This is a genomic window from Sedimentitalea arenosa, from assembly GCF_016428585.1.
GTDB classification, from domain to species: Bacteria; Pseudomonadota; Alphaproteobacteria; order Rhodobacterales; family Rhodobacteraceae; genus Sedimentitalea; species Sedimentitalea arenosa.
The window spans coordinates 126172-151174 of sequence record NZ_JAELVR010000008.1 but is presented as its reverse complement, the minus strand read 5'-3'; the positions used below and the strand labels follow the sequence as shown (position 1 = coordinate 151174).

Here is a 25003-nt window from a genome sequence, read left to right as displayed (position 1 = left end):
CTCCGCCTTCTGATCCGACGGTCTGGCGGGGCATCGCCCGTCTCGCAATCGTGTCCGAAGCCGTCGCCTCCGGAATGGGCTACGACGTCGCCTTTGATGAAATCCTCGCCTTGGCGTATCGGCTTTGATGCGGTGCGTGCCACGACGCGTCGATTCGCCCGTGACCTTGCGGAACCGGGCCGATAATCACGTGTCATGGACATCGTTCTGATCACCGCGGTCATCGCGTCACTATTTCTGGTCATCGGCGTGGCAGAGCCGCTGGCCGCGCGTCTGCGCCTGCCCTACAGCGTGATCCTCGCCATTCTTGGCAGCTTCATCGGCACAGCCGCGATCTTCTTTCTGCGCACCGACTTGACCGATGCGCTCAACCCGGTGGCCGAAGCGATCATCGGCCTGCCGATCCGCTCGAATGTCTTTCTGTATGTATTCTTGCCGACCCTGCTGTTTCAGGCGACGCTCGGGATGAACCTGCGCCGCATGCTCGACGACTGGGTGCCGATCCTTGTGCTGGCGGTGGTCGCCGTCGTTGTTGCCACGTTCAGCGTCGGCTACGCGTTGTCCTGGACCAGCGCTCTGCCTCTGGCGGCCTGCTTTCTGATCGGCGCAATCGTCTCGACGACCGATCCATCGGCCGTGGTCTCGATCTTCCGCTCGATCTCCGCGCCGCGGCGGCTGGCGCGTATCATCGAGGGTGAAAGCCTGCTGAACGACGCCGCAGCAATCGCGCTGTTCGGGCTCTTCATGGGCTTTGTCATGCTGGGCTTTCCCGATCCCGAGCTCGGCGATGCGCTGGCCCGCTTCCCGGTGCTGATCGCAGGGGGGGCACTGACCGGGTGGCTGTCGGCGCGAGCCGCGATCTGGGTCATGGCCCTGTTCGGCCGTCACGAGCGGGCGCTGATCTCGGTCTCGGTGGCGCTGCCTTACCTTGCCTATATCGTGGCGGAACAGAGCATCGGAGCCTCGGGCGTGATCGCGGTGGTCGCGGCAGGACTGACGCTGAACCTTGCCGGTCCCGGCCGGCTGCCGCCGGCGGCTTGGGTCAACCTGCGCGAAGTCTGGGACCTGCTGGCCCATTGGGCCGGGGCGTTGATCTTCATTCTCGCCGCGCTCCTGATCCCGCGGCTGCTCGAGGAGGTCCGGCTCGGTGATTTCGTCCTGATCGGCGTCGTGATCGTCGCGGCGACCGTGGCGCGTGCGGTGATCCTGTTCGGCCTTCTGCCGCTGCTGACCGCGCTGCGCCTGTCGCCTGCCGTCGACCGGCCATACCGGGCCGCGATCCTTTGGGGCGGACTGCGCGGGGCCGTGACGCTGGCTCTTGCGCTTGCGGTGACCGAAAGCTTCCGCGTGCCGGTCGAGGTCAAACGCGTGGTCGGCATTCTCGCCACCGGCTACACGCTGTTCACCCTTCTGGTGCAGGGTACGACGCTGCGGACGGTGATCGGCTGGCTCGGGCTCGACCGGCTGTCGGCGCTCGACGAGGCGATGTCGCGCCAGGTGGTCGCGGTGGCGCTGCAGACCGTGCGCGAGGACGTGGCGCGCACCACCGAGGCCTATGCCCTGACCCATGACATCGTGCGCAAGGAGGCCAAGGTGTTCGGCGAGCGGCTCGACGAGGCGGTGCGCACCGCCGAGGACAGCCGCGACATCCTTGACCGCGACCGCATCACTCTGGGCCTGATCGCGCTGGCCGGATTCGAGCGCGATACCATTCTCGCGCGGGTGCGCGAACGCACCATTTCGGCCCGCATGGCCGACCAGATCCTGTCGGATGCCGACCGTTTGATAGAAGGTGCCCGCGCCGGCGGGCGCAACGGCTACCAGCGCGCCGCGCGCCGTACCGTAATCTACGGGCGCGGCTTTCGAACGGCGGTCATGCTGCACAACCGTCTCGGCCTGTCGACGCCGCTGGTGCGGATGACGGCGGACCGGTTCGAGCGCCTGCTCTCGCAGCGGCTGATCCTGCGCGATGTGAACGCCTTCATCGACTCGCGCATCCGCCGCATTCACGGCCGCCGCGTGGCCGAGCTTCTGCACGAGCTGCTCGACCGGCGGCTTGAGACCGTCGAGACCGCGCTCGAGGGGCTGCGCCTGCAATATCCCGGCTATGCCGAGGAGCTCGAGCGTCGTTTCATCCGCCGTACCGCGCTGCGGCTGGAGGAGCGCGAATACAACGCCATGCGCGAGGACGGGCTGATCGGGTCCGAGGTCCACACCGCCTTGATGCAGGACCTCGCCGCCCGCCGTACCTCCGAGGAGGCCCGCCCGCATCTCGACATCGCGGTGCGCCGCGCCGATCTGGTGCGGCAGTTTCCGCCCTTCGCCGATCTTGACGACGCGGCGCTTCGGCGGCTCGGCCGCGTGTTGCGGACCCGATACGTCAACGCGGACACCGTCATCGTGCGCAAGGGGACCCCGGCGCGTCACGTCTATTTCATCGCCTCGGGCGCGCTGGAACTGGAAAGCGCGGGGCAGAAATGGCGGTTGGGGCGTGGCGACATGTGCGGACAGATGGGCATCCTGATGAAACAGCCCCGCCGTGTCGAAGTGCGCGCCATCGCGCCATCGATGCTTCTGGTGCTGGATGTCGCCCGCTTCCGCGCGTTGCTCTCGCGCAGCAGCGCGCTGCAGGACGCCGTCCGCGCCAGTGCCCGTCATCGCGGCATCGACCCCGATCTCCTGCTGATGGACCTGGCCCCCGCGGCCTCGGCGTAACCATGGCGCGCGACGGCACCAGATGTCGTTTTACATGCTGGCAACGTGGCGATAATTTCGGTGGCAATCGCGGGAGGAACACGGATGAAAACCCAGGTCGCCATCATCGGCGGCGGGCCTTCGGGCCTGCTGCTCGCCCAGTTGCTGCACACGCAGGGCATCGACAGCGTCGTGTTGGAACGGCGCACCAAGGCGCATGTTCTGTCCCGAATCCGCGCGGGCGTGCTGGAACAGGGCTTCGTCCATCTGATGGAACACGCCGGCTGTGCCGAGCGGATGCATGCCGAGGGCTTCACCCATGATGGCACGCTGCTGTCTTTCGGCGACGAGATGTTCCGCGTCGATTTCCGCGAACATACCGGCACCCCGGTCATGGTCTATGGCCAGACCGAGTTGACCCGCGACCTCTACGCCGCGCGCGAAGCGGCGGGCGGCGCCATCGTCTTCAATGTCGACAACGTGGTGATCCACGGCGCCGACACCGACGCGCCCCATGTCACCTTTGATATAGAGGGCGAGACGCAGCGCATCGACTGCGATTTCGTCGCCGGCTGCGACGGCTTTCACGGCGTCAGCCGCCAGACCATTCCGCTGACCGTGCGGCGCGAATACGAAAAAGTCTATCCCTTCGGCTGGCTCGGCATCCTCAGCGAAACGCCGCCGGTGCATCACGAACTGATCTATGCCAACTCGCCGCGCGGCTTCGCGCTCTGCTCGATGCGTAACGACCGTCTCAGCCGCTACTACATCCAGTGCTCGCTCAGCGACAGCCCGGACGACTGGACCGACGAGGCCTTCTGGGATGAGCTCAAGCGCCGCATTCCCGCCGACATGGCCGCGCAGCTGGTCACCGGACCGTCGATCGAGAAATCCATCGCCCCCCTGCGCAGCTTCGTGACCGAACCGATGCGCTGGGGTCGGCTGTTCCTCTGCGGGGACGCCGCCCATATCGTGCCCCCGACCGGCGCCAAGGGGTTGAACACGGCCGCGTCCGACATCCACTACCTGTTCGAGGGCCTCGGCGCCTTTTACAAAACCGGCGCGCAGGAGGGGCTCGACAGCTATTCCGAGAAAGCCCTGCGCCGGATCTGGAAAGCCGAGCGTTTCTCCTGGTGGTTCTCGTCGCTCATGCACCGCTATCCCGACCAGTCCGAGTTCGACCTCAAGATGCAGATCGCAGATCTGGATTTCCTGCGCAGCAACGCGGCGGCACAGAAGGCGATGGCCGAGAACTACGTCGGCCTGCCCTACTGACCGTCGGAACCTGTGTCAGTCGCGCGGCGGGATCGCCAAGCCCGTCTGTACCGCCGGACGGTCGAGGAACCGGTCGAGATAGGCCACGAGGTTGGCATGATCCGCCCAACCGACCACCTCGCGCGCGCCATAGAAATCGAGTGACCGCAGCCAGGGCGCGATGGCGATATCGGCGATGGAAAAGTCGCCGGCCACCCAGTTGCGTCCCTGCATGTGCCCGTCCAGAACCCCCAGCAGACGGCGCGCCTCGCCGATATACCGCGCGCGCGGGCGTGGGTCATCGATCTCGCTGCCGGCGAACTTGTAGAAATAGCCCAGCTGCCCGAACATCGGCCCCAGCCCGCCCATCTGCCACATCAGCCACTGGATCACATGCGCCTTGTCGGTCGCATCCGCGCCGATCAGCCGCCCGGTCTTTTCGCCGAGGTAGATCAGGATTGCGCCGCTCTCGAACAAGCCGATGGGCTTGCCGCCAGGTCCATCGGGATCGATGATCGCCGGGATCTTGTTGTTCGGGTTCAGGGACAGAAAGGCGTCGCTCTTCACATCGGCATCCGACAGCGTGACCTTGTGTGCCTCGTAGGAAAGCCCCAGTTCCTCCAGCGCGATGCTGGCCTTGACCCCGTTGGGCGTTGGAAAGGAATAGAGCTGGATCACCCCCGCGTCCTTGGGCGGCCACTTCCGGGTGATGGCGAAATCGGACAAATCGGTCATGACAGGGCCTCCAGCGGCTCAGATGCCCCAGCCTACCGCGCGAATGAGCCACCGCCAGCCCCCGGTTTGTGCGCTTATGCGCTGCATTACCTGCGCAGGATCACGGGGTCGGTCTGTGCGTGTCGCCGCTCGCGATTTCTGATTGTGGCCGAAACGGGTGCCCATTGGCAAAGCTGGCTAGATCTCGGCGCGGGCCAGTTTTCCGGGTTCTTCCTTGATGGGAATGTGCAGAAGCGTCGCCAGCAGGGCCAACGCGATCGCGGTCCACCACATCATCGTGTAGTCACCTGTCGTGTCATGGATTCGACCTCCGAGCCATGCGCCGATGAAGGCGCCGGTCTGGTGGCTGAAGAACACAAGCCCCGCCAGCGTCGACAGGAACCGCAAACCCTGGGTCTGGGCGACAAGGCCGGTTGTCAAAGGGACCGTGGACAACCAGAGGAGCCCAATCGCGGCCGAGAACAGATAAACGCTGAAGTTGGTCAGAGGCAGGAGTATGAAGAGCGCAATGACGATGGCGCGGGTAAAATAGATGCCCGCCAGGACGCTTTTCTTCGAGTATCGCTGCCCGGACCACCCTGACAGGAACGATCCCGCGATGTTGAACAGACCGATAAGACCCAGGGACCAGGCCCCGATAATCGGGGCCAGCCCCTTGTCCGCGATGTAGGCCGGCAGGTGGGTCTGGATGAAAGCGACATGAAACCCGCAAACGAAAAAGCCCAGGAAAAGCAGGACATACGACCGGTCGGACAACGCGGTGCGCACTGCGAACCCAAAGCCGTGGCCGCCGGCATCCGACGCGGTGGGTTTTGATACCCGTGCGATGAACACGAGCGTCGGCAGGATCAGCAGGAAGCTTGCGGCGATGACAAGGATCGAATTCTGCCAACCGACCATGTTCAACAGGAACGAGGACAGCGGTGCGGCGACGAACATGCCCGTAGAGGCCGCCGCGGTTCCCAGACCAAGCACGAAACTGCGCTGTTTCGCTTCGACGACCTTGCCAAGCGCGACGATGACCACCGGAAACGAACAGGCGCCGGTTCCGATACCGACAATGACACCGGAAGCCACGAACACGGTCGGATCGATCACCGTGCCCCGCAGGAAGAACCCCAGCGCGGACACGATCGCTCCGAAGGCAAGGACGCGCGCCGTTCCGAAGCGATCCGCGACCATTCCCGCCAGCGGCTGCGTCACCCCCCAGCAGAGCGCCTGGATGGCCATGGATAACGAAAAGACCTCCCGGCCCCAGCCAAGTTCCTCCGACATCGGGCGCAGGAAAACACCGAAGGTCGCGGCAAAGCCGAACCCCACGAAAGCGACGATGCTACCGGCCACGATCGCGGCCCTTACGTCGGGTCTTGTCGTCATTGGACACCCTCCCGAGCATCAAGGCCGAAACCAGATCAGGCTATCGTGAAAGACCGCGCAGCGGCAACAGGTCGTTGGCCTGTGGCGCACACGGATTGTCACCCAGCGATGGCCGCAGACCCGTGATGGGCATAAAATCTCCGACCGGTCGGTGAAAGGGCTTGCCACGCCCGCGCCCATTTTCTTTAACCAAGGCATTCTCATAGGGGTTTTGGAGGCCGACAGAATGGAAGAAATGATGGAGCAGGTGGGCAGCTACGGCCCACTGTTGTGGAACGTGGTCAAGGCGATCATCGTCCTGATCGTCGGCTGGATCGTGGCCGGCGCGGTCTCGGGAATGGTGCGCCGCCGCGTCAATTCGCATCCCAAGATTGACAAGACACTCGGCAATTTCGCCGCCAGCATGGTGAAGTGGATCATCCTGCTGATCGTCCTCGTCGCTGTTCTGGGCCTGTTCGGGATCGAGGCGACGAGCCTCGTCGCGATGCTCGGCGCCGCTACCCTGGCCATCGGCCTCGCGCTGCAGGGCACGCTCAGTGATCTTGCAGCCGGCTTCATGCTGATCCTGTTCCGCCCCTACAAACTGGGTGACTATGTCGACATTGGCGGTACGTCCGGCACCGTGAAGGACCTGAACCTGTTCGTCACCGAACTGGCGACGCCCGACAACGTGCAGATCATCGTGCCCAACGGACAGGCCTGGGGCCAGATCATCCAGAACTTCTCGCATCACGAGACACGGCGCGTCGACCTGGTGTTCGGCATCGACTACGGCGACGACGCGAACGCCGCTATGCAGACCATCCTCGACAAGGCCACCGCCGACAGCCGCGTGCTCGCCGACCCGGAACCCTGGGTCCGCGTTACCAATCTCGGCGACAGCTCGGTCGACCTGACCCTGCGCGCGTGGGTCAACGCCGCCGATTACTGGGATGTGAAGTTCGACCTGACCAAGACCATCAAGGAAGCCTTCGACCAGACCGGTATCTCGATCCCCTATCCCCATTCGGTCGAAATCCAGAAGGCGGGCTGACGCCGCTCTTGCAGCGAAACCGAAAGGGCCGGGGATGCACCCCCGGCCCTTTTCCGTCAGGACTTCAGCGCCACCGAGGGCGAGACCACGTCGATCCCCAGCGCCTTGCCGACCGCAAAATAGGTCAGCTTGCCCGCATGCACGTTCAACCCGTTCAACAGATGCTCGTCCTCGGCGCAGGCTTTGCGCCAACCCTTGTCCGCCAGTGCCAGCATGAAGGGCAGAGTGGCGTTGCCCAACGCGATGGTCGAGGTCCGCGCCACCGCCCCCGGCATGTTCGCCACACAGTAGTGCATCACCCCGTCGACCTCGTAGATCGGGTCCTTGTGCGTCGTCGCCTTGGAGGTTTCGAAACAGCCGCCCTGGTCGATTGCCACGTCGACCAACACCGCGCCGGGTTTCATCACCGACAGCTGCGCCCGGCTGATCAGCTTGGGTGCCGCGGCCCCGGGGATCAGCACCGCCCCGACCACCATGTCGGCATGCGGCAGCAATTCGTCCAGCAACCCGGCGGTGGAATAGCCGGTTTTCAGGCGCCCCATGAACAGATCGTCCAGTAGGCTGAGTCGGGGCAGGGAGCGGTCCAGAACCGTCACATCCGCGCCCATGCCCGCGGCGACCCGCGCTGCGTTGATACCGACCACGCCGCCGCCGATCACGATCACCCGCGCCGGCCCGACACCCGGCACGCCGCCCATCAGAACGCCGCGGCCACCATTGGCCTTCTGCAGCGTCCAGGCCCCGACCTGCGGCGCCAGTCGCCCGGCGACTTCGGACATCGGCGCCAGCAGCGGCAGGCCGCCGCTGCGGTCGGTCACGGTTTCGTAAGCGATGGCGGTGCAGCCGCTCTCCATCAGATCCCTGGTCTGCTCGGGGTCCGGTGCCAGATGCAGGTAGGTGAAGAGAATCTGCCCCTCGCGCAGCATCTTGCGTTCGATTGCCTGCGGCTCCTTGACCTTGACGATCATGTCGGCGGCGGCAAAGACCTCCTCCGCGCTGCCGATGATATGCGCCCCCGCCGCCTCGTAAGCGGCATCGTCGAACCCGGACCCGACGCCGGCGCCTGTCTCGATCAGCACCTCGTGGCCATGCGCCACCGCCTCCTGCGCCGCGTTCGGAGTGATCCCGACCCGGAATTCCTGTGGTTTGATCTCTTTCGGGCAACCGATTTTCATGATGTGATCTCCCAGTTCATGTGGACGGTAGCATGCCGCAAGAGATCAACAAGTTCCCGGATTTTTTGCTCGCCGGGGTGATCGATTATCGAATAGACTGCGATCAAACCCCGATATCACGCAACGGATGTGCGCGCATGGCGCTAGACACGATAGACCGCCGCATTCTGGCCGCGCTTCAGCTCTCCGGGAGGATGTCCAATTCCGATCTCTCGGAAAAGATCAACCTGTCACCCTCGGCCTGCCACCGCCGGGTGCAGCGGCTGGAAGCCGAAGGCTACATCCGCGACTACGTGGCCCTGCTGGACGCGCGCAAGATGGGCGTTCCGACGACGGTCTTTGTCGAGATCACGCTCCAGGCCCAGGCCGACGAGGTGCTCGAGGCCTTCGAGAAGGCGGTCGCCCTCATCCCCGACGTACTCGAATGTCACCTGATGGCCGGCACCGCCGACTATATCCTCAAGGTCGTGGCCGAGAACACCGACGATTTCGCCCGCATCCACCGCCAGCACCTGACACGCCTGCCCGGCGTCGCCCAGATGCAGAGCAGCTTCGCCCTGCGTACTGTCTTCAAGACCACGGCGCTGCCCGTATGACGCGCCCGCCCGCTTCATCTTCGCCGAAATACTTCGGGGGTGAGGCCGCAGGCCGAGGGGGCTGGCCCCCTCCTGTGCGCCAATGAGTTGGGACCACATCATAGTCGGTGCGGGCAGCGCCGGCTGCGTGCTCGCCAAGCGTCTGACCGAGGCGGGTCGCCGCGTGCTGCTGCTCGAGGCCGGAGGGAGCGACGCCTATCATTGGGTTCATATCCCGATCGGCTATCTCTACTGCATCGGCAACCCGCGTACCGACTGGATGTATTCCACCGCACCCGACCCGGGTCTGAACGGACGGTCGCTGCTCTACCCGCGCGGCAAGCTTCTCGGCGGGTGCAGCTCGATCAACGGCATGCTCTACCTGCGTGGACAGGCCGCGGATTACGACGGCTGGCGACAGGCCGGGCTGACCGGCTGGGGTTGGGAGGACGTGCTGCCCTATTTCAAACGCAGCGAAGACTACGTCGAGGGCCCGTCCGACCTGCACGGCGCGGGTGGCGAGTGGCGGGTCGAAAACCAGCGCCTGCACTGGGAGGTGCTTGATCACTGGGCCGAGGCCGCCGCAACCTGGGGTCTGCCGCGCACCGAGGATTTCAACACCGGCGACAACGAGGGCGTCGGCTATTTCCGCGTCAACCAGCGCCGCGGCTGGCGGATGAACACCGCCAAGGCGTTCCTGCGCACCGCGACCGGGCCGGGGCTGAAGGTCGAAACCAACGCCCATGCCCGCCGTATCCTGATCGAGGAAGGCCGCGCCGTCGGTGTCGAATACGATCGGGGCGGGCAGACCCGTACCGCCCGCGCGGACGCCGAGGTGATCCTTTGCGCCGGGGCCATCGGCAGCCCGCAGATCCTGCAGCTCTCGGGCCTCGGACCGGGCGCGCTGCTGAAGTCTCACGGCATCGAGGTGCTTCGCGACATGCCCGGCATCGGTGCCAACCTCCAGGACCACCTGCAGTTGCGCTGCGCCTGGCGGCTGACGGGAGCGGAAACGCTCAACACCCTGGCCAACTCGTTCTGGGGCAAGGCCCGGATTGGGCTGGAGTACGCTCTGAAACGCAGCGGGCCGATGTCGATGGCACCCAGCCAACTCGGCGCGTTTTCCCGCTCGCGCCCCGATCTCGCAACACCGGATCTGGAATACCACGTCCAGCCGCTGTCGCTGTCCGCCTTCGGTCAACCGCTGGACGACTTCCCGGCGATCACCGCCAGCGTCTGCAACCTTCGCCCGGAAAGTCGCGGCTCGGTCACGATCGGTTCGCCTGATCCCCATGACGCTCCGGTGATCGCGCCGAACTACCTCTCGACCGAGGGTGATCGGCAGGTCGCCGTCACCGCAATCCGCCAGGCCCGCGCGATCATGGCGCAGACACCGATGAAGCGCTATGCGCCGCAGGAACTCCGCCCCGGCGCCGGCATCGACAGCGACGCCGATCTGAAAAGTGCGGCAGGCGACATTGGCACGACGATCTTTCACCCGACCTGCACAGTGCGCATGGGGATGGACGAGGGCGCGCCGCTCGACGCCGCGTTGCGCCTGCGTGGAATCGACGGTTTGCGCGTGGTCGATGCCAGCGCGATGCCCGCTATCACCAGCGGCAACACCAACGCGCCCACGATCATGATTGCCGAGAAAGCCGCCGACCTGATCCTCGCTGACCGCGGCTGAGCGCCGGGCAGCGGTGATTTTTTCCGCCAGATGGTGTATGCTTTGCCCGTCTCCGGGGGAGGGCGACGCCCATGCATGTCGATTTCAACCCACGCCCGCCGCGTCCGCCCGTGCGCCTGCCGCCGGGGGCTAGCGTCAAGAGCACGGACTTGCCGCCCGGCATCGTCGGCTATTCGCTTCAGGACCGCTTCCTGCGCCACTACAACCGGCCCGGTGGCAATGCGACGGATTCGGTCGAACTCGACGGCCGGTGGCTGACTGAGTTGCAAGCCGACCGCAACTTTCCGCCCACGCGCGACCGCATCATTGCCCGGATGCGCGCCCGCGCGACCACGCTGATCGACCGGTTGCAATGCGACTGGAGAGCGACATTCACCGACGCCGGCTATGAACTCATGCCGACGGTGCCCTATTCCGCCATGTCTTGGGCCGTCGGACGCTACTCCCTGTATTGGAAAGCATCGGGCAGCGTCGGGCCGCGCCGTTGTGACGTGCCGGTGGCCGAATGCGACGGCGGTCGTGGTTCGACTGCTGCCGTCAGCTACAGTATCGACTGGACAGTCTACGACGTTTTCGATTTCGACTGGCGCATCATCTTCCCGTGGATTGCACCTTTCTGGTTCGGCGCGCCGTTTCACGTCTTTGCCGAATGGAGCACGCTTCACAGTGCCGAGGCCACTACCTGCAAGCCCGCCCCGCCGACGCCGCCGCCGTGTCAGGACGGCACTCCGCTGTCCACCTTCTACGACGTGCTGACCGGCGCCTATCGCGAAGGCGGCACCCGGCCCGAGATATCGGCCGAGGCGGCCATAGACTCGGCGATGGGGCGTTTGTTGCAGGATGGCAAGGAATGGTGCGGCATCGGGCGCTGTTCGGACGGCACCTGCCAGCCGCGCTTTTCGAACGTGACCGCGCGCGTCGGTGAGACGCAGGACGAAGCGGAGGCGGACGGGCTGATCCGGTTGAAGACCCGGGTCAGGGTGACGGCCATGATCTCCTGCGCCTGCGGTGGCCCGCTCGATCAGACCTTCCCGCGACCGAACTGATCCGACCCGACATGTTGCCGCGTAAACGCACGAGAAGGCGGGGCATCGCAGATCCCCGTTGCCGGGCCCGCACAGTCGGGAAAACCGGGAAAAGAGAAACCCCCGAAGCCAGGCTGCGGGGGTCATCCGTTCAGTGTCTGAACAAGCCGGGGCTGGCTTACATCATCCCTTCGCGCTGAGCCTTTTTCCGAGCCAGCTTGCGGGCACGCCGAATCGCTTCGGCCTTCTCGCGCGCTTTCTTCTCGGACGGCTTCTCGAAATGTTGCTTGAGCTTCATTTCGCGGAAGACGCCTTCACGCTGCAGCTTTTTCTTCAGGGCACGAAGCGCCTGATCGACATTGTTGTCGCGAACACTAACCTGCATGTGGTTTTCACCACCTTTCTAAGTTGGGTTGCAAGGATTTGCAGGAGTTGGCCGTATAGCAAAGCCGACCTAGCTTGTCTAGTATGTCCCATGCAGCCACGGAGACGACGATGACCATGCCCTTTGACGAAACCCGCGACAAGATCCTCGACGCGGCGGTGATGCACGTACCTTTCGACGGCTGGTCAGACGCGACGCTCGCGGCCGCTGCCGCCGATGCCGGGGTTGACCTCGCCGCAGCGCGGGCGATGTTTCCGCGCGGTGCGGTCGATCTGGCGCTCGCCTTTCACGATCGCGGCGACCGCGCGATGATCGAACGGCTCAGGTCCGAAGATCTCAGCGCGCTGAAGTTCCGCGAAAAGATCGCCGCCGCAGTCAGGTTCCGCCTTGAGGCAGTCGAGGACAAGGAACTGGTCCGCCGCGGCGCGACACTGTTCGCGCTGCCCAATCACGCTGCCGACGGCGCCAAGGCCGTCTGGCAGACCTGCGACCGGATTTGGACCACGCTGGGCGACACGTCCGACGACGTAAACTGGTATACCAAGCGCGCGACGCTCTCGGGCGTCTATTCCTCAACGCTGCTCTATTGGCTCGGCGACAACAGCCCCGGCCATCAGTCCACCTGGTCCTTTCTCGACCGCCGTATCGACAACGTCATGCAGATCGAAAAGCTCAAGGCGCATGTGAACAACAACCCGCTGCTCAAGCCCTTCATGGCGGGTCCGAACTGGTTGCTTGGACGGGTCAAGGCTCCGACACGGATGCCGGATGTCGACCTTCCGGGAATGATGAACCGTCGCTGACGGGGCACGGCTTTCGGGGTTCCAATCCGGGGCGCGATCCGGATACGTTGGCCCGAAAAACAGGAGCGGATCACATCATGACACAGACCATGCGCGCCGTCGAAATCACCAAACCCGGCGGGCCCGACGTCCTGCAGATCACTGAACGTCCCCGCCCCGAACCGGCCCATGGGCAGGTGGTTCTCAAGGTGGCCTATGCCGGGGTCAACCGTCCCGACGCCTTGCAACGGGCCGGAGCCTATGATCCGCCCCCCGGCGCCAGTGATCTGCCGGGACTGGAGGCATCGGGGGAGGTTGTCGCTCTGGGCGCCGGGGTCACCGACTTGGCGATCGGCGACCAAGTTTGCGCCTTGCTGCCGGGCGGCGGATACGCGGACTATGTCGCCACGCCCGCAGCGCATTGCCTGCCGGTGCCGAAGGGAATGAGCATGAAACAGGCGGCCTGTCTGCCCGAAACCTGCTTCACCGTCCATTCCAACGTCTTTACCCGCGGCGGGTTGCAGGCCGGGGAGAAATTCCTCGTGCATGGCGGTTCGAGCGGGATCGGCACGACCGCCATTCAGCTGGCCTCGGCGCTCGGCGCGCGGGTTTTCGCGACCGCCGGATCAGAGGAGAAATGCGAGGCGTGTCGCGACCTCGGAGCAGAGCGGGCGATCAACTACAAGACCGAGGATTTCGTCGCGATTCTGCAGGCTGACGGTGGTGCCGACCTGATCCTCGACATGGTCGGAGGCGACTACATACCGCGCAATGTCCAGGCGCTCGATCTCGATGGTCGACTGGTGCAGATCGCGTTCCTGCAGGGGCCCGAGGTCAAGCTGAACTTTGCTCTCATGATGGTCAAGCGCCTCACGCTGACGGGCAGCACCCTGCGCCCGCAAAGCGATCTCGCCAAGGCGCGGATCGCAAGGAATGTGCAGGATATGGTGTGGCCGCTGATCGAGTCGGGCCGGTTCGCCCCGGTGATGGACAGCGAATTCGATCTGGCTGACGCGTCGGCGGCCCATGCGCGGATGGAAAGCAGCGGCCACATCGGCAAGATCGTGCTGCGCGTCGGCGGCTGATCCGTCAGGCCACCGCGCGCCGATAGATGTGCCAGGTCGCGTGACCCAGAACCGGGATCACCACGATCAACCCGGCGAGGAACGGCAACGATCCGAGGATCAGCCCGAGCGCCACGATCGCCCCCCAGGTCACGGTGACGACCGGGCTGGCCCGCAGCACCCGCACCGAGGTGACGATGGCCACAGGCACGCCGACATGGCGCTCCAGCAGCAGCGGAAATGACACCACGCTGATCGCCAGCGCGCACAGCGCGAACAGGAAACCAATGACGATCCCGAGGATCAACATCGTCCAGCCGGCCCCGGTGGTGAACACCTCCGATAGGAACGCGCTGGCCGAGGCGGGGGCTTCGGGGCCGAGAGTCCAGTTGTAAAGCGTGAGCGCGGTCAGCATCCAGATCAGGAACAGCGCCAACAGATAGAAGCCGAGCACCACGATCGCCCCGAACGACGGCGCACGCACGACGCTGAAGGCGGTCGTCCAGGTGACGGTCTCGCCCAGTTCGCGGCGGCGGCTCATCTCGTAGAGCCCGACCGCGGCGACCGGTCCGAGCAGTGCGAACCCTGCGAGTAGCGGGAACAGCTTGGGCAGGTGCTCCATCCGGAATCCGTAGGAAATCAGGGCGAGTCCGACCAGTGGATAGATCAAAACCGCGAGTATGGCATCGGTGCGGCAGGCGAGGAAATCATCCCAGCCCGCACGCAGCGAAGCGCGCAGATCGCCTAGCGTCAGGGCAGAGACGACCGGTTCGGTGCCTGTCTTGCCTCCGACTTCGCTGGTGGAGGCCGACAGATGTTCGCCCGTGCGGCCCAGTTGGCGGGCCGTCCAGGACAGTGGGTTTCCGATGGTATTCGGCATGACGTTCCCTCCTCTTGCGGCGCGAGAGGCGCCGCGGTGACAGGGCCCGGGATGCGGTGTCCGCAGGCCGGGCCGGCGGACGTTACCCTCCAACTCTTACCACGAAACCGACGCACGCGTTCTCACGGTATCGAGAGCCGTTGGAACGTGGGCGGTCTCAGACCCCGAAGGCGCTGTAAACCGACGTTGTGGCGAGGCTGATAAGCGCTTGGCGGAACTGTTCGAGCCTTGCCTTGGATAAGCCCACCGCGGTCAGCATGTGCAGCTTCAGCAGGCTCTTCTGCCCCTCCAGAAGTTGTTCGAACTCGTCTTTCGTCAGAAGCCCTTCGTGCAACGCCTTGGTCCAGCGCGGCAGGTCGTCCTTCATCGAGTCGATGAAGGCCTCGCCATCGCCCTTGGCCTGTTCGGAGAGGTCGTCCAGCGTGTTCCTCGCCAGAACCGCGAGCCCGTTGCGAAATTCGACAAGGAACAGCTCCCATCTTGCATCGAAATCCATGATCCTACTCCTCGGCTGCTTGCAGGTCTGCGCAGGAGGTCGCCCGCTGTTTGTTGACCTCAAGGCAGATGATGTAGTCATAGGCGCGGCTGATCTGGGCCTTCTTCTCGCTGCGGAAGAAGGCGCCGGTTGTGCCGTTGCGTTTCCAGCCGGCGACGAAGCCGCCCATCAGACCCTTTTCGGGGTCGCGCATCTCGTCCCATTGCGCAGCGCTCAACCGGTTGTTTTCAAGCCCTTTGGAATACTCGTAAGCAGCGCTGATATCGGTCATCAGGTTCGTGGCGTCGCTGGCATTGCTGGAATAGCTTTGCACCGACCGGTCGATCATCGCCAGCGACCGCGCCTTGAGCGAGGTGGCGTTCCGGTAGGCCTCGGCGGAGTACGCTCCGATCAGCGGGTCGCAGGCGCCCAGCAGCAGTGCTGCCAGCATCACCAGCACTGCAGGGCTTGGAAGCCGGCGAGAAAAAGAGAAAGTGTCGAGCATGTATTCGGCTCCAATAAACTATTTGAATAAGAGCAGGATACACGAAACAGTGGAAACTCACAATTTGCGCTGCGGACCTGTGGCGCCGCGAAAGGGAATGACATGGCAAGAACAGTGATCCTCTCCGCAGCCGGCGGTCCCGAGAACCTCGAAGTGGTGGATCGTCCGGTGGGCGAGCCCGGCCCCGGCGAGGTGCGGATTGCGCATCGCGCCTGCGGACTGAACTTCATCGATATCTATCAGCGTACCGGGCTGTACCCGATGCAGTTGCCGCATCCGCTGGGCATGGAGGCCGCGGGTGTTGTCGAGGCGGTGGGCGATGGGGTCACACATCTGAAGCCGGGCGATCGCGCGGCCTATGCCGCCAACCCGCCGGGCGCCTATGCCGAGGCCCGGGTGATGCCCGCCGCGCAGGTCTGCCCGCTGCCCGACGAGATCGCCTTTGACCAGGCGGCTGCGATGATGCTCAAGGGGATGACGGTGGAGTACCTGTTTCACCGCACTACGCCGCTGACGGCTGGAGATACCGTGCTGTTTCACGCCGCCGCCGGTGGGGTCGGCCTGATCGCCTGTCAATGGGCGCGAAGCGAGGGCATCACCCTGATCGGAACTGCCGGAACCGATGAGAAATGCCGGTTGGCGCTGGATCATGGGGCAAGTCATTGCATCAACTATCGCGACGCCGGCTGGGTCGCCAAGGTGCGCGAGCTGACTGGCGGCAAGGGTGTCGATGTGGTCATGGACGCGGTCGGAGCGGACACATTCGAAGGGTCTCTCGACAGCTTGAAGCCGCTCGGGATGCTGATCTCGTTCGGGAACGCGTCTGGTCCGGTGCCGCCGTTCAATATCGGGATCCTGGGGCAGAAGGGGTCGCTCAAGGTGACGCGGCCGACCTTGTTCACGCATATCGCGGATCATGACGCCTGCCAGGCCATGGCAGGCCACCTGTTTGACAAGGTCGTCAAGGGTGCGGTCGAAATCAGGATCGACCAGCGTTTTCCGCTGGAACAGGTCGCCGATGCGCATCGCGCGCTCGAAGCGCGCCAGACAACCGGGTCGACCGTGCTGGAACTCTGAGACGACGCGCGCCGAAACGGTCTTTCCGAAACCTCACGCTGTAAAGGAACGCAGACATGAAACCGCTTTTTGCCCTGATCCTCGTCGCAGGCACCGTTCTCGGCAGCGCTGCCGCCACTGCGCAGGCGCTCATCGACAAGGGTTTCGTCTCGGGCTGGAATGTCATGGTCGATCCGGCGTTCGGCAATGGTTGCCTTATCCAGACGATCTACCAGGACCGCTCGGTCGTGCGGATCGGGTATGACGCGTTGAACAACCGAGGCTACTTCGTCGTTTTCAACAAGGCATGGGGCGATCTGAAGGAAGGTCAGACCTATGACATCCGGTTCGATCTGGACGGAGAGCAGTTCAACGCGAAGGCCACCGGCTTCTACCTCGACCGGGTGCCGGGGGCGGGCGTGTTCTTCGAAGATCGCGAATTCATCCACGCCATCGCGGCCCGCAAGGGCCTGACCGTCTACAACGCCGAGGGTCAGCGGGTCATGGCCATCGATCTGAAGGGCTCGGCAAAAGCGTTGGACTATGCGCGCAAGTGTCAGGCCGCGCAGGGCTAAGCCTATCGGATCGGCGTGAACACGGCGTCCGTCAGCTTGCAGTCGCGCAGGACGTCCTGCCCGCAGGGCACGGCGGCAAGTTCGCGCGACAGGCACAGCCGGACCTCCTGGATGTGACTGTCCTTGCAGGTGATGGTGATCATGTCGGGCCCAAGCCCCGGATTGGCCTCCATGAACGCCTCCTCGATCACCGCGGCAGGCAGGCGCACGGTCTGCTTGAGCCGGCGAAAGACCTCGGGGCGATTCACCTGTTGGTAGGCCCGGCGCGAGAGGTCGAAATAGGCCTGCGCCGACAGGCCGGAACAGGTGCCGTGTTTCTTCCATTGATACCAGGCCAGACCTTGCGTTCCCATGATGTCGGCCATGCTTGCGGTCAGCGCACGGGAGGGCGGGCGTTGTGCCGTCTGGCAGCTTTCGGGATATCCGCGATGATACTGTGGCCATAGCCCGTGCAGGATCCAGCCATGGTCGTGCCGCGCGTCGCATTGATCCGATCGTCGCGCATCGCCGGTCAGCGTGCACCAGTTCGGTGACCAGCTGAGGCTGAGCACATAGTAGTCGAAGTTGCCTGCCTTCTGTCCCTCGGCCAGCGCGGGCAAGGCGGAAAACAGTCCAAGCAGCAGGATCAGGCAGGTGCGCATTCGGGTCTTTCCTTATCGGACCGGCCTGACTATATACACGTCAAGTTCCCCGACAACGGTAACCGGCCTTGGACCCCAAGGCAGCCTGCTTCGCCAGGCGACGGGAAAGACATGTGTCGGTTCGAAAACAGGAGACAAGCTCATGGCAAAACCGATCATGGCCAAGGCGACCGCCGTCTGGCTGGTTGACAACACGACGATCAGTTTCAAGCAGATCGCGGATTTCGTCGGCATGCACGAACTGGAAGTGCAGGGCATCGCCGATGGCGACGTGGCCGCAGGTGTCAAGGGGTTCGACCCCGTCGCGAACAACCAGCTGACGCAAGAAGAGATCGACGCCGCGCAGGCGAATCCGCTGCACAAGCTGAAGCTCAAGTTCAACGCCGCCGCGGTTGGCGAGGAAAAGCGCCGTGGCCCTCGTTATACGCCCTTGTCCAAGCGCCAGGACCGTCCGGCCTCGATCCTGTGGCTGGTCAAGTTCCACCCGGAGCTGAGCGACGGGCAGATCGGCAAGCTGGTCGGAACCACGAAGCCGACGATCCAAGCGATTCGCGAGCGCACGCACTGGAACATCTCGAATATCCAGCCGATCGATCCGGTGGCCCTGGGCCTCTGCAAACAGTCGGAATTGGACGCCGCCGTTCAGAAAGCCGCTGCCAAGAAGGCTGCCGAGGGGGCAGTGATGAGCGATGACGAACGTCGCAAGCTGGTCAGCACCGAGCAGTCGCTCAGCATGGACACGGAACCCAAGATGCCGACCGCGATCGAAGGGCTCGAGACCTTCACGCTCGGCGGCTCGATGGATGTCGTGGACGATGAAGATGACAAGGATGATGGCGAGCTGGTCGATGCGGACAGCTTCTTCAACCTTCCCGGCGACTCCGACGATGAGGATGACGAGGACGACCAGCCTCGCGTCTGAGCCGTCCTGATCGGACCAACGCAACGCTCGCCTGACGTCCCGTTCGGCGAGCGTTTTCCGTTTCGAGTGGGCTTAGATGTTCTTGCGGGCGCGCATCGCCGCGCTGATCGTGCCGTCGTCGAGATAGTCGAGCTCACCGCCGATCGGCACGCCCTGCGCAAGTGAGGTCAGGCGCACCCGCCCCTCGAGCTGGTCGGCGATGTAATGCGCCGTGGTCTGGCCATCGACGGTCGCATTCAGGGCGAGAATGATCTCTGTGATGTGCTCGGTCTCCACACGGTCCCGCAACCGGGGAATCCGCAGATCCTCTGGCCCGACCGAGTCGAGCGCCGACAGTGTGCCCCCAAGTACGTGATAGCGCCCCTTGAACACGCCCGAGCGCTCCATCGCCCAGAGGTCGGCGACGTCTTCGACGACACAGATCTCACCGTTCGCGCGTTTCTCGGACGTGCAGATGTCGCAGACATCCGTGGTGCCGACATTGCCGCAGTTCAGGCATTCCCGTGCGGTTTCGGCAACGATGCGCATGCTTTCGGCCAGAGGTGCAAGCAAAAGCGCCCTCTTGCGGATCATGTGCAGAACCGCACGCCGCGCCGACCGCGGGCCGAGGCCCGGCAGTTTGGCCATCAGCTCGATCAGCTTGTCGATGTCAGAGGTGCTGGACATGCGGCGGCGGGACTCAAGGGATCAGGTGCGGGACGGATCGCGGACAGGCGTTGGAAAACCCGCCATGTCCCGTGGTTGAAGCGCCGTGTGCGGGCCTCAGAATGGCAGCTTCATGTCCTTGGGCAGGCCCATGCCTTCGGTCAGCTTGGACATCTCTTCCTGCGCCTTGTCGCTGGCCTTCTGCTGGGCATCCTTGATGGCGGCCAGGATCAGATCCTCCACGACCTCCTTGTCGTCGCCGTTGAAGATCGACGGGTCGATATCCAGCGACTTCAGTTCACCCTTGCAGGTGCAGGTTGCCTTGACCAAGCCCGCGCCGGATTCGCCGGTGACCATCATGTTGTGCATGTCGTCCTGCAACTGCGCCATCTTGGTCTGCATTTCCTGCGCGGCCTTCATCATCTTGGCCATGTCGCCGAGGCCGCCAAGTCCCTTGAGCATGTGGAGTCTCCTGTTTTGCTTGCTGCAACAGATACGCATGGCGGCAATGCGCCACAAGAGGCAGGCCGGACATGAGCCCCGTCAACCGTCCTCGAACGGATCCCATTCGTCTTCGACCTCGGGCAGCGCTTCGGCCACCGCCTCGGCGGCGATCTGTTCGGGCGTGCGGATGCCGCTGATCGTCGCCTTGGGGAAACGGGTCATCACCGCCTGCACCAGCGGATGCGCCTCGGCACTGGATTTCAGAGCGTTCTCCTCGGCGTCGCGTCGGGCCGCGATCGAGGGCGCGCCACCTTCGGACACCACGCTGATCGCCCACCGCTGGCCGGTCCAGGTTTGCAGCCGCGCGCCAAGCCGCTGGGCAAGGTCGGCGGGGGCGGACTCGGCGGGCACGAACTCGATCCGCCCGGGCTGGTAGCTGACCAGTTGCACGCCGTGTTCGACCTCGACCAGCAGTTTCACGTCGCGATTGGCCCGGATGAGTTCGACCGCGTGCTCGAAGGTCGGGAACCGGGCCAGGGCATCCATTTGCGCGGGGGCCGGCGCGGATTGCGCGCCCGACCGGTTGCCGCTGCGCACCGTCGAAACTTCAGAGGGTGCGTGCGTCATGGATGCGTTGTGCAATGACGCCCGGGCCGAGAAGCCACCGCCGCCTTGCGACGGCGCGGTCGAGCCGGAGGCGGAGTCAGGTGGCCCATCCTGCAGCTTGCGGATCAGTTCCTCGGGGCTCGGCAAATCGGCGACATGGGTCAGGCGGATCACCGCCATCTCGGCGGCCATCATCGCGTTCGGCGCCGCCGCAACCTCTTCGAGCGCCTTGAGCAGCATCTGCCACATGCGGGTCAGCACCCGCATCGGCAGCGCCTCGGCCATCGCGGTGCCGCGCGCGCGCTCGTCTGGCGAGATCGTCGGATCGTCGGCGGCATCCGGCGTGATGCTGACCACCGAGACCCAATGTGTGATCTCGGCGAGGTCGCGCAGCACCGCCAGAGGGTCGGCGCCCTCTGCATATTGCGCGCCCAGTTCGGTCAGTGCCCCGGCAGCGTCCCCTTTCAGGATCATGTCCATGAGGTCGAGTACGCGGCCACGATCGGCCAGACCCAGCATGGCGCGCACCTGCTCTGCCGTGGTTTTTCCGGCGCCGTGGCTGATCGCCTGGTCCAACAGCGAGGTCGCGTCGCGGGCAGAGCCTTCGGCCGCGCGGGTGATCAGCGCCAACGCGTCGTCGCTGATCTGCGCGCTTTCGGCCTCTGCGATCCTGCGCAACATCGCGATCATGTCCTCGGGTTCGATGCGGCGCAGGTCGAACCGCTGGCAGCGCGACAAGACCGTCACGGGCACCTTGCGGATCTCTGTCGTGGCGAAGATGAATTTCACATGCGCCGGAGGTTCCTCGAGGGTCTTGAGCAGCGCGTTGAATGCGTTGGTGCTCAGCATGTGGACTTCGTCGATGATGTAGATCTTGTAGCGCGCGCTGGCGGCGCGATACCGGACCGAGTCGATGATCTCGCGAATGTCGCCCACGCCGGTACGGCTGGCCGCGTCCATCTCCATCACGTCGACATGGCGGCCTTCCATGATGGCGATGCAGTGTTCGCATTGTCCGCAGGGATCGGTTGTCGGGCCGCCGGTGCCGTCGGGGCCGATGCAGTTCATGCCCTTGGCGATGATGCGGGCCGTCGTCGTCTTTCCGGTGCCGCGAATCCCCGTCATGATGAAGGCCTGCGCGATACGGTCGGCTTCGAACGCGTTCTTCAGCGTGCGCACCATGGCCTCTTGCCCGACCAGGTCGGCGAAGGTCTCGGGCCGGTACTTGCGGGCCAGAACCTGGTAGGCGGGGGCGGTGGTCTCGGTCATGCGCGGTCCAATCGGATTCGAAGCTCGGCCGAGCGTAGAACGCCGGGCCGGTGGCGTCCACAGGCCATGCCGGTCCAAAGCCTGTTCCCCCCGGCAAACCTTTGGCACGGGATGTGCGGAGTGGTATCGTGATGGGGTCAGGTGCCAAACAAGGAAAACTGCCATGCGTTTGCGAGGGGTGCGAAGCAGCCGGAATGTCGAGGACCGCCGCGGGATGCGGCGCGCCGGAAGCATCGGCGGCATAGGAGGCTTCGGATTGCTGGTGGTTCTGGCCATCGGGTATTTCGTGGGCATCGACGTGACGCCCCTTCTGACCCAGCAGCCCGCGACGCAAAGCCGATCCTACACGCCTACCGCCGAGGAGGAGCGTGCGGCGGAATTCGCATCGCGCGTTCTCGCGACGACCGAGGAAACCTGGACCCAAGTCTTCCGTGACCAGTTCAACGCGACCTATACGCCGCCCGTTCTGGTGCTGTTTTCCGGTGTGACGCAGAGTCCCTGCGGCGGCGCGTCAGGCGCAACTGGGCCGTTCTACTGCCCGCTGGATCGAAAGGCCTATCTCGATCTCTCTTTCTTCGCGACCTTGTCGCGCGAGCTTGGCGCACAGGGCGATTTCGCCGCCGCCTACGTGATCGCGCACGAGGTGGCCCATCACGTGCAGAACGAGGTCGGCATACTGGGGCAGGTGGACACCCTTCGCCGTGAAGCGACTCAGGTCGAGGCGAATGCACTGACGGTGCGGCTGGAATTGCAGGCCGATTGCTTGTCGGGGGTCTGGGCCCGCAACGTTCAAGGCCTGATGGATCGCGGTGACTTGGCCGAGGCGCTTAATGCCGCCCGGATGATCGGGGATGACAGGTTGCAGCGTCAGGCGGGTCGAATCCCGCGCCCGCACACATTCACGCACGGCACGTCGGAGCAACGCTCGGGCTGGTTCCAGAAGGGGTTCGATACCGGCCGGATCGAAGCCTGCGACACGTTCGGCGCCACTCGGCTCTAGCTCTTCTGTGGGATTGGCCCTCCCGCGCTCTGGGCGCGGGAGTGTGGTGAGAGGCTGGACATCGACCCAAGCGTGGCTCGTTGTGGCTGCTTCCTTCCGGACCTGACCAGGTTGGCGAGGCGCTTGCCCGCGCCAACCTCTCGAGGCGTGATATAGGCGCCGGCAACACGGATTGCAACCGGACTTCGCGCGCTCAGAGCGGGACGGACAGGCGCAGGAACCCCTCGGAGGTCATCCCGGCGGCGGTGATCCCGCGATGGGACAGTTCCTCCATGTGGGCGAGGGCACCGGGCCCGGTTTCGACACTGACCACCGTTCCGGGCAGGGGGCTGAACCGCCAAGGGGCAGACCATTCCGGCCGCTGCGCGGGGCTTGTTCCGCTGGCCACATATCGCGTGATCGCCTCGCGCAGCGTGATCTTGGGCAAGGCGATCTCGGGGCAGTCCCGGAGCATCGGGAAGGGACCGCCCCCATTGGCGCGAAAGCTGTTCAACGCCACAGCGAACCGCTGCTCTGGCTGGATCTGCGTGCCGTCATGGGTGGCCCGCAGCACGCGCCGTGCGGTGGCGTCGGCCAGCCTGCCGTTTGGTAGAAAGCGGCGCGGTAACGACAAGTCGATTTCATAGCTGATCCCGTGCATCACGTCGAAATCATGCCCTGGGATCGCGGTATCGACCAGGGCTTGGTCTGCGCCGCCGGGTTCGATGTGGTGGAAGCGGCTGGCCGACATCTCGAGCCAGTCGAGCAACTGGGCGCCGGTCACCACGAGTCCGCGCAGTTGGTTCGGAAACACGTGCAGATCGGCCACGTGGCGCAACGACAGAGGGCCCGCTGGCACGTCGGTGTAGGCCCCCGGCCCGGCACGCGCCCCGAATTTCGCCGGAGCGGTTGCGGACAGGATCGGCAGGCCGGCGGCTTCGGAGCCGGCAATATGCGTCCGCAGAGCCTCGGCCTGGGCTGCGGCGACGACGGCGAGCGCGCGGTCCGGTGCGATGAACGAGAAATAGCTGTGCAGCGACACCTCGCTGTGGCCCAGCGGCTGATCCATCAAAGCACGCGTCTGGCTGTGATCCTCGGACAGAAGCTGCACCATCTCGGGGTCTTCCTCCGCGAGTTCGCGCGGCTTGCCGTCCTTGTCGTGACGGATGATCGGGCGCAGACCGCAGTCGAACCTGTCAGCTGTCCAGCGGTTGCCGTCCCGGGCAACCAGGTCGAGGTCTATCACGCCCAGATGCGATCCCGAGTTTCCCGCCATCACCGTGGGCTTGCCGTGTACCGTTCCTTTCGTGGCATCGACATGGGCCAGCCCCGAATGATCGGGGCCGGGGAAATGCTGATGCGTGTGACCGGATACGACGGCGTCGATTCCATCGAGAGCCGCCAGCGGCAGGACCGCGTTCTCCAGATCGGCATGGTCGTCGGCCTCGCCAAGACCGCTATGGGCCAGTGCAATGACCAGGTCACAGCCGGCAGCGCGCAGGTCCGGCAGCCAGTCCCGCGCCGAGGCGACGATCGCGCGCGCCTCGACCTCGCCTTTCAGCAAGCCCGCATCCCAGGTCACCGTCTGCGGCGGCAGAAAGGACAGTACGCCGATCCGGATCGGCCATTCGTTGCCGCCGCACCGCACCATCCGGTCGAGGATCGCGAAAGGCTCGAAACCGAACGGCGGACCCTGTCCGACCCGTTTCAGATTGGAGCAGAGCACAGGGCAGGGCGCCTGTCTCAACGCGGTGTCGAGCGATTTCAGGCCGAAGTTGAAATCGTGGTTGCCAAGCCCGATGGCGTCATAGCGCAGGTGCGAAAAGGCCCGCATCAGAGGGTGAAGCCGTTCGGGTTGTTCAGCCACCATGTCGCCGAGCGGTGTGCCTTGCAGGGCGTCCCCGTTGTCGAACAGCAGCACAAGGGCACCATCTTTCTCGGCCTCGACGCGGGCCTGCCGGATCAGGGTCGCGGTGCGCGTCAATCCGACAGTCGGATCCGGACGGTCCGAGAAATAGTTGTGGCTGGTCAGGTTCATGTGCAGGTCTGTCGTCGCGAGAATCCGGATGCGGATGCGTGCATCGGATGGCAGGCACCGGGTGCCTGCCAACGTGCCTTCGGTCGTGTCCGGTGAGATCAGCACGCGAAAGAAGCCTTTCCCATGACATGCACAAATCATGCGTCCCTGCCATGAAAGCATGAGTCCCGGAGATGAAA

General features: G+C 64.7%; 24 protein-coding genes and 1 other RNA gene. 12 read left to right on the top strand and 13 right to left on the bottom strand.

What is annotated here, in order from left to right; all coding sequences use genetic code 11:
* Nucleotides 1-195: 195 nt before the first annotated feature.
* Both JF290_RS12765 and pobA read left to right on the top strand, forming a co-directional pair.
* A complete protein-coding gene (locus JF290_RS12765; RefSeq protein WP_199025277.1) occupies nucleotides 196-2715 on the top strand; it encodes a cation:proton antiporter in 2520 nt (839 codons plus the stop codon).
* Between the two features lie 84 nt (nucleotides 2716-2799).
* Entirely contained in the window at nucleotides 2800-3969 is a 1170-nt protein-coding gene (pobA, locus tag JF290_RS12760) for a 4-hydroxybenzoate 3-monooxygenase (protein WP_199025276.1), read from the top strand.
* Between the two features lie 15 nt (nucleotides 3970-3984).
* Here the strand turns inward: pobA and JF290_RS12755 are convergent, their stop codons facing one another.
* Both JF290_RS12755 and JF290_RS12750 read right to left on the bottom strand, forming a co-directional pair.
* Entirely contained in the window at nucleotides 3985-4683 is a 699-nt protein-coding gene (locus JF290_RS12755; RefSeq protein ID WP_199025275.1) for a glutathione S-transferase family protein, read from the bottom strand.
* A 177-nt stretch (nucleotides 4684-4860) separates the two neighbouring features.
* On the bottom strand, nucleotides 4861-6060 hold the full coding sequence (locus tag JF290_RS12750; RefSeq protein ID WP_199025274.1) for an MFS transporter: 1200 nt from the start codon (nucleotides 6058-6060) through the stop codon (nucleotides 4861-4863).
* Nucleotides 6061-6286: 226 nt separating this feature from the next.
* Between JF290_RS12750 and JF290_RS12745 the strand changes: the two genes are divergently transcribed.
* Nucleotides 6287-7093, top strand: a complete 807-nt coding sequence (locus JF290_RS12745) for a mechanosensitive ion channel family protein (protein WP_199025273.1) — start codon at nucleotides 6287-6289, stop codon at nucleotides 7091-7093.
* A 56-nt stretch (nucleotides 7094-7149) separates the two neighbouring features.
* On the opposite strand, the gene ald is transcribed toward JF290_RS12745, so the two are convergent.
* Nucleotides 7150-8268, bottom strand: a complete 1119-nt coding sequence (ald, locus tag JF290_RS12740) for an alanine dehydrogenase (protein ID WP_199025272.1) — start codon at nucleotides 8266-8268, stop codon at nucleotides 7150-7152.
* 137 nt (nucleotides 8269-8405) lie between these two features.
* Here ald and JF290_RS12735 point away from each other — a divergent pair, with 137 nt between their 5' ends.
* From JF290_RS12735 to JF290_RS12725, 3 genes are all read left to right on the top strand, one after another.
* Complete coding sequence (locus JF290_RS12735) at nucleotides 8406-8864, top strand: Lrp/AsnC family transcriptional regulator (protein ID WP_199025271.1); 459 nt, start codon at nucleotides 8406-8408, stop codon at nucleotides 8862-8864.
* A gap of 82 nt (nucleotides 8865-8946) precedes the next feature.
* On the top strand, nucleotides 8947-10533 hold the full coding sequence (locus JF290_RS12730) for a GMC family oxidoreductase (protein WP_199025270.1): 1587 nt from the start codon (nucleotides 8947-8949) through the stop codon (nucleotides 10531-10533).
* 71 nt (nucleotides 10534-10604) lie between these two features.
* Nucleotides 10605-11579 (top strand): hypothetical protein, encoded by a 975-nt coding sequence (locus JF290_RS12725; RefSeq protein ID WP_199025269.1) that lies wholly within the window; start codon nucleotides 10605-10607, stop codon nucleotides 11577-11579.
* Between the two features lie 157 nt (nucleotides 11580-11736).
* Here JF290_RS12725 and rpsU read toward each other — a convergent pair whose 3' ends face one another.
* On the bottom strand, nucleotides 11737-11943 hold the full coding sequence (rpsU, locus tag JF290_RS12720; RefSeq protein WP_007118112.1) for a 30S ribosomal protein S21: 207 nt from the start codon (nucleotides 11941-11943) through the stop codon (nucleotides 11737-11739).
* Nucleotides 11944-12053: 110 nt separating this feature from the next.
* Here rpsU and JF290_RS12715 point away from each other — a divergent pair, with 110 nt between their 5' ends.
* Nucleotides 12054-12746, top strand: coding sequence for a COQ9 family protein (locus tag JF290_RS12715; protein ID WP_199025268.1), 693 nt, complete (start codon nucleotides 12054-12056; stop codon nucleotides 12744-12746).
* A 77-nt stretch (nucleotides 12747-12823) separates the two neighbouring features.
* Nucleotides 12824-13810 carry an NAD(P)H-quinone oxidoreductase gene (locus tag JF290_RS12710; protein WP_199025267.1) on the top strand — a complete coding sequence of 329 codons (987 nt, stop codon included), beginning with the start codon at nucleotides 12824-12826 and terminating at the stop codon, nucleotides 13808-13810.
* Between the two features lie 4 nt (nucleotides 13811-13814).
* On the opposite strand, the gene JF290_RS12705 is transcribed toward JF290_RS12710, so the two are convergent.
* The 3 genes from JF290_RS12705 to JF290_RS12695 all read right to left on the bottom strand — a co-directional run bounded on the left by JF290_RS12705 (nucleotide 13815) and on the right by JF290_RS12695 (nucleotide 15595).
* Nucleotides 13815-14669 carry a DUF2189 domain-containing protein gene (locus tag JF290_RS12705; protein WP_199025266.1) on the bottom strand — a complete coding sequence of 285 codons (855 nt, stop codon included), beginning with the start codon at nucleotides 14667-14669 and terminating at the stop codon, nucleotides 13815-13817.
* Between the two features lie 157 nt (nucleotides 14670-14826).
* Nucleotides 14827-15165 carry a hypothetical protein gene (locus tag JF290_RS12700; RefSeq protein WP_199025265.1) on the bottom strand — a complete coding sequence of 113 codons (339 nt, stop codon included), beginning with the start codon at nucleotides 15163-15165 and terminating at the stop codon, nucleotides 14827-14829.
* 4 nt (nucleotides 15166-15169) lie between these two features.
* Nucleotides 15170-15595: a hypothetical protein gene (locus JF290_RS12695; RefSeq protein WP_199025264.1), complete on the bottom strand. Its 426-nt coding sequence runs from the start codon at nucleotides 15593-15595 to the stop codon at nucleotides 15170-15172.
* A 156-nt stretch (nucleotides 15596-15751) separates the two neighbouring features.
* Here JF290_RS12695 and JF290_RS12690 point away from each other — a divergent pair, with 156 nt between their 5' ends.
* Both JF290_RS12690 and JF290_RS12685 read left to right on the top strand, forming a co-directional pair.
* On the top strand, nucleotides 15752-16726 hold the full coding sequence (locus JF290_RS12690; protein ID WP_199025263.1) for a quinone oxidoreductase family protein: 975 nt from the start codon (nucleotides 15752-15754) through the stop codon (nucleotides 16724-16726).
* A 56-nt stretch (nucleotides 16727-16782) separates the two neighbouring features.
* Complete coding sequence (locus JF290_RS12685) at nucleotides 16783-17280, top strand: hypothetical protein (RefSeq protein ID WP_199025262.1); 498 nt, start codon at nucleotides 16783-16785, stop codon at nucleotides 17278-17280.
* A 2-nt stretch (nucleotides 17281-17282) separates the two neighbouring features.
* On the opposite strand, the gene JF290_RS12680 is transcribed toward JF290_RS12685, so the two are convergent.
* Complete coding sequence (locus tag JF290_RS12680; RefSeq protein ID WP_199025261.1) at nucleotides 17283-17921, bottom strand: ribonuclease T2 family protein; 639 nt, start codon at nucleotides 17919-17921, stop codon at nucleotides 17283-17285.
* Between the two features lie 142 nt (nucleotides 17922-18063).
* Here JF290_RS12680 and JF290_RS12675 point away from each other — a divergent pair, with 142 nt between their 5' ends.
* Complete coding sequence (locus JF290_RS12675; protein WP_199025260.1) at nucleotides 18064-18843, top strand: DUF1013 domain-containing protein; 780 nt, start codon at nucleotides 18064-18066, stop codon at nucleotides 18841-18843.
* A gap of 72 nt (nucleotides 18844-18915) precedes the next feature.
* On the opposite strand, the gene recR is transcribed toward JF290_RS12675, so the two are convergent.
* From recR to JF290_RS12660, 3 genes are all read right to left on the bottom strand, one after another.
* Complete coding sequence (gene recR / locus JF290_RS12670; RefSeq protein ID WP_199025259.1) at nucleotides 18916-19509, bottom strand: recombination mediator RecR; 594 nt, start codon at nucleotides 19507-19509, stop codon at nucleotides 18916-18918.
* A gap of 96 nt (nucleotides 19510-19605) precedes the next feature.
* Nucleotides 19606-19950: a YbaB/EbfC family nucleoid-associated protein gene (locus tag JF290_RS12665; RefSeq protein WP_199025258.1), complete on the bottom strand. Its 345-nt coding sequence runs from the start codon at nucleotides 19948-19950 to the stop codon at nucleotides 19606-19608.
* 81 nt (nucleotides 19951-20031) lie between these two features.
* Nucleotides 20032-21807 carry a DNA polymerase III subunit gamma/tau gene (locus JF290_RS12660; protein WP_199025257.1) on the bottom strand — a complete coding sequence of 592 codons (1776 nt, stop codon included), beginning with the start codon at nucleotides 21805-21807 and terminating at the stop codon, nucleotides 20032-20034.
* 163 nt (nucleotides 21808-21970) lie between these two features.
* Here JF290_RS12660 and ypfJ point away from each other — a divergent pair, with 163 nt between their 5' ends.
* On the top strand, nucleotides 21971-22807 hold the full coding sequence (gene ypfJ, locus JF290_RS12655) for a KPN_02809 family neutral zinc metallopeptidase (RefSeq protein WP_199025256.1): 837 nt from the start codon (nucleotides 21971-21973) through the stop codon (nucleotides 22805-22807).
* Nucleotides 22808-22851: 44 nt separating this feature from the next.
* On the opposite strand, the gene ffs is transcribed toward ypfJ, so the two are convergent.
* Both ffs and JF290_RS12645 read right to left on the bottom strand, forming a co-directional pair.
* Nucleotides 22852-22950, bottom strand: an RNA gene (ffs, locus tag JF290_RS12650) — signal recognition particle sRNA small type.
* 50 nt (nucleotides 22951-23000) lie between these two features.
* Complete coding sequence (locus JF290_RS12645; RefSeq protein ID WP_199025255.1) at nucleotides 23001-24929, bottom strand: bifunctional 2',3'-cyclic-nucleotide 2'-phosphodiesterase/3'-nucleotidase; 1929 nt, start codon at nucleotides 24927-24929, stop codon at nucleotides 23001-23003.
* Nucleotides 24930-25003: the final 74 nt, after the last annotated feature.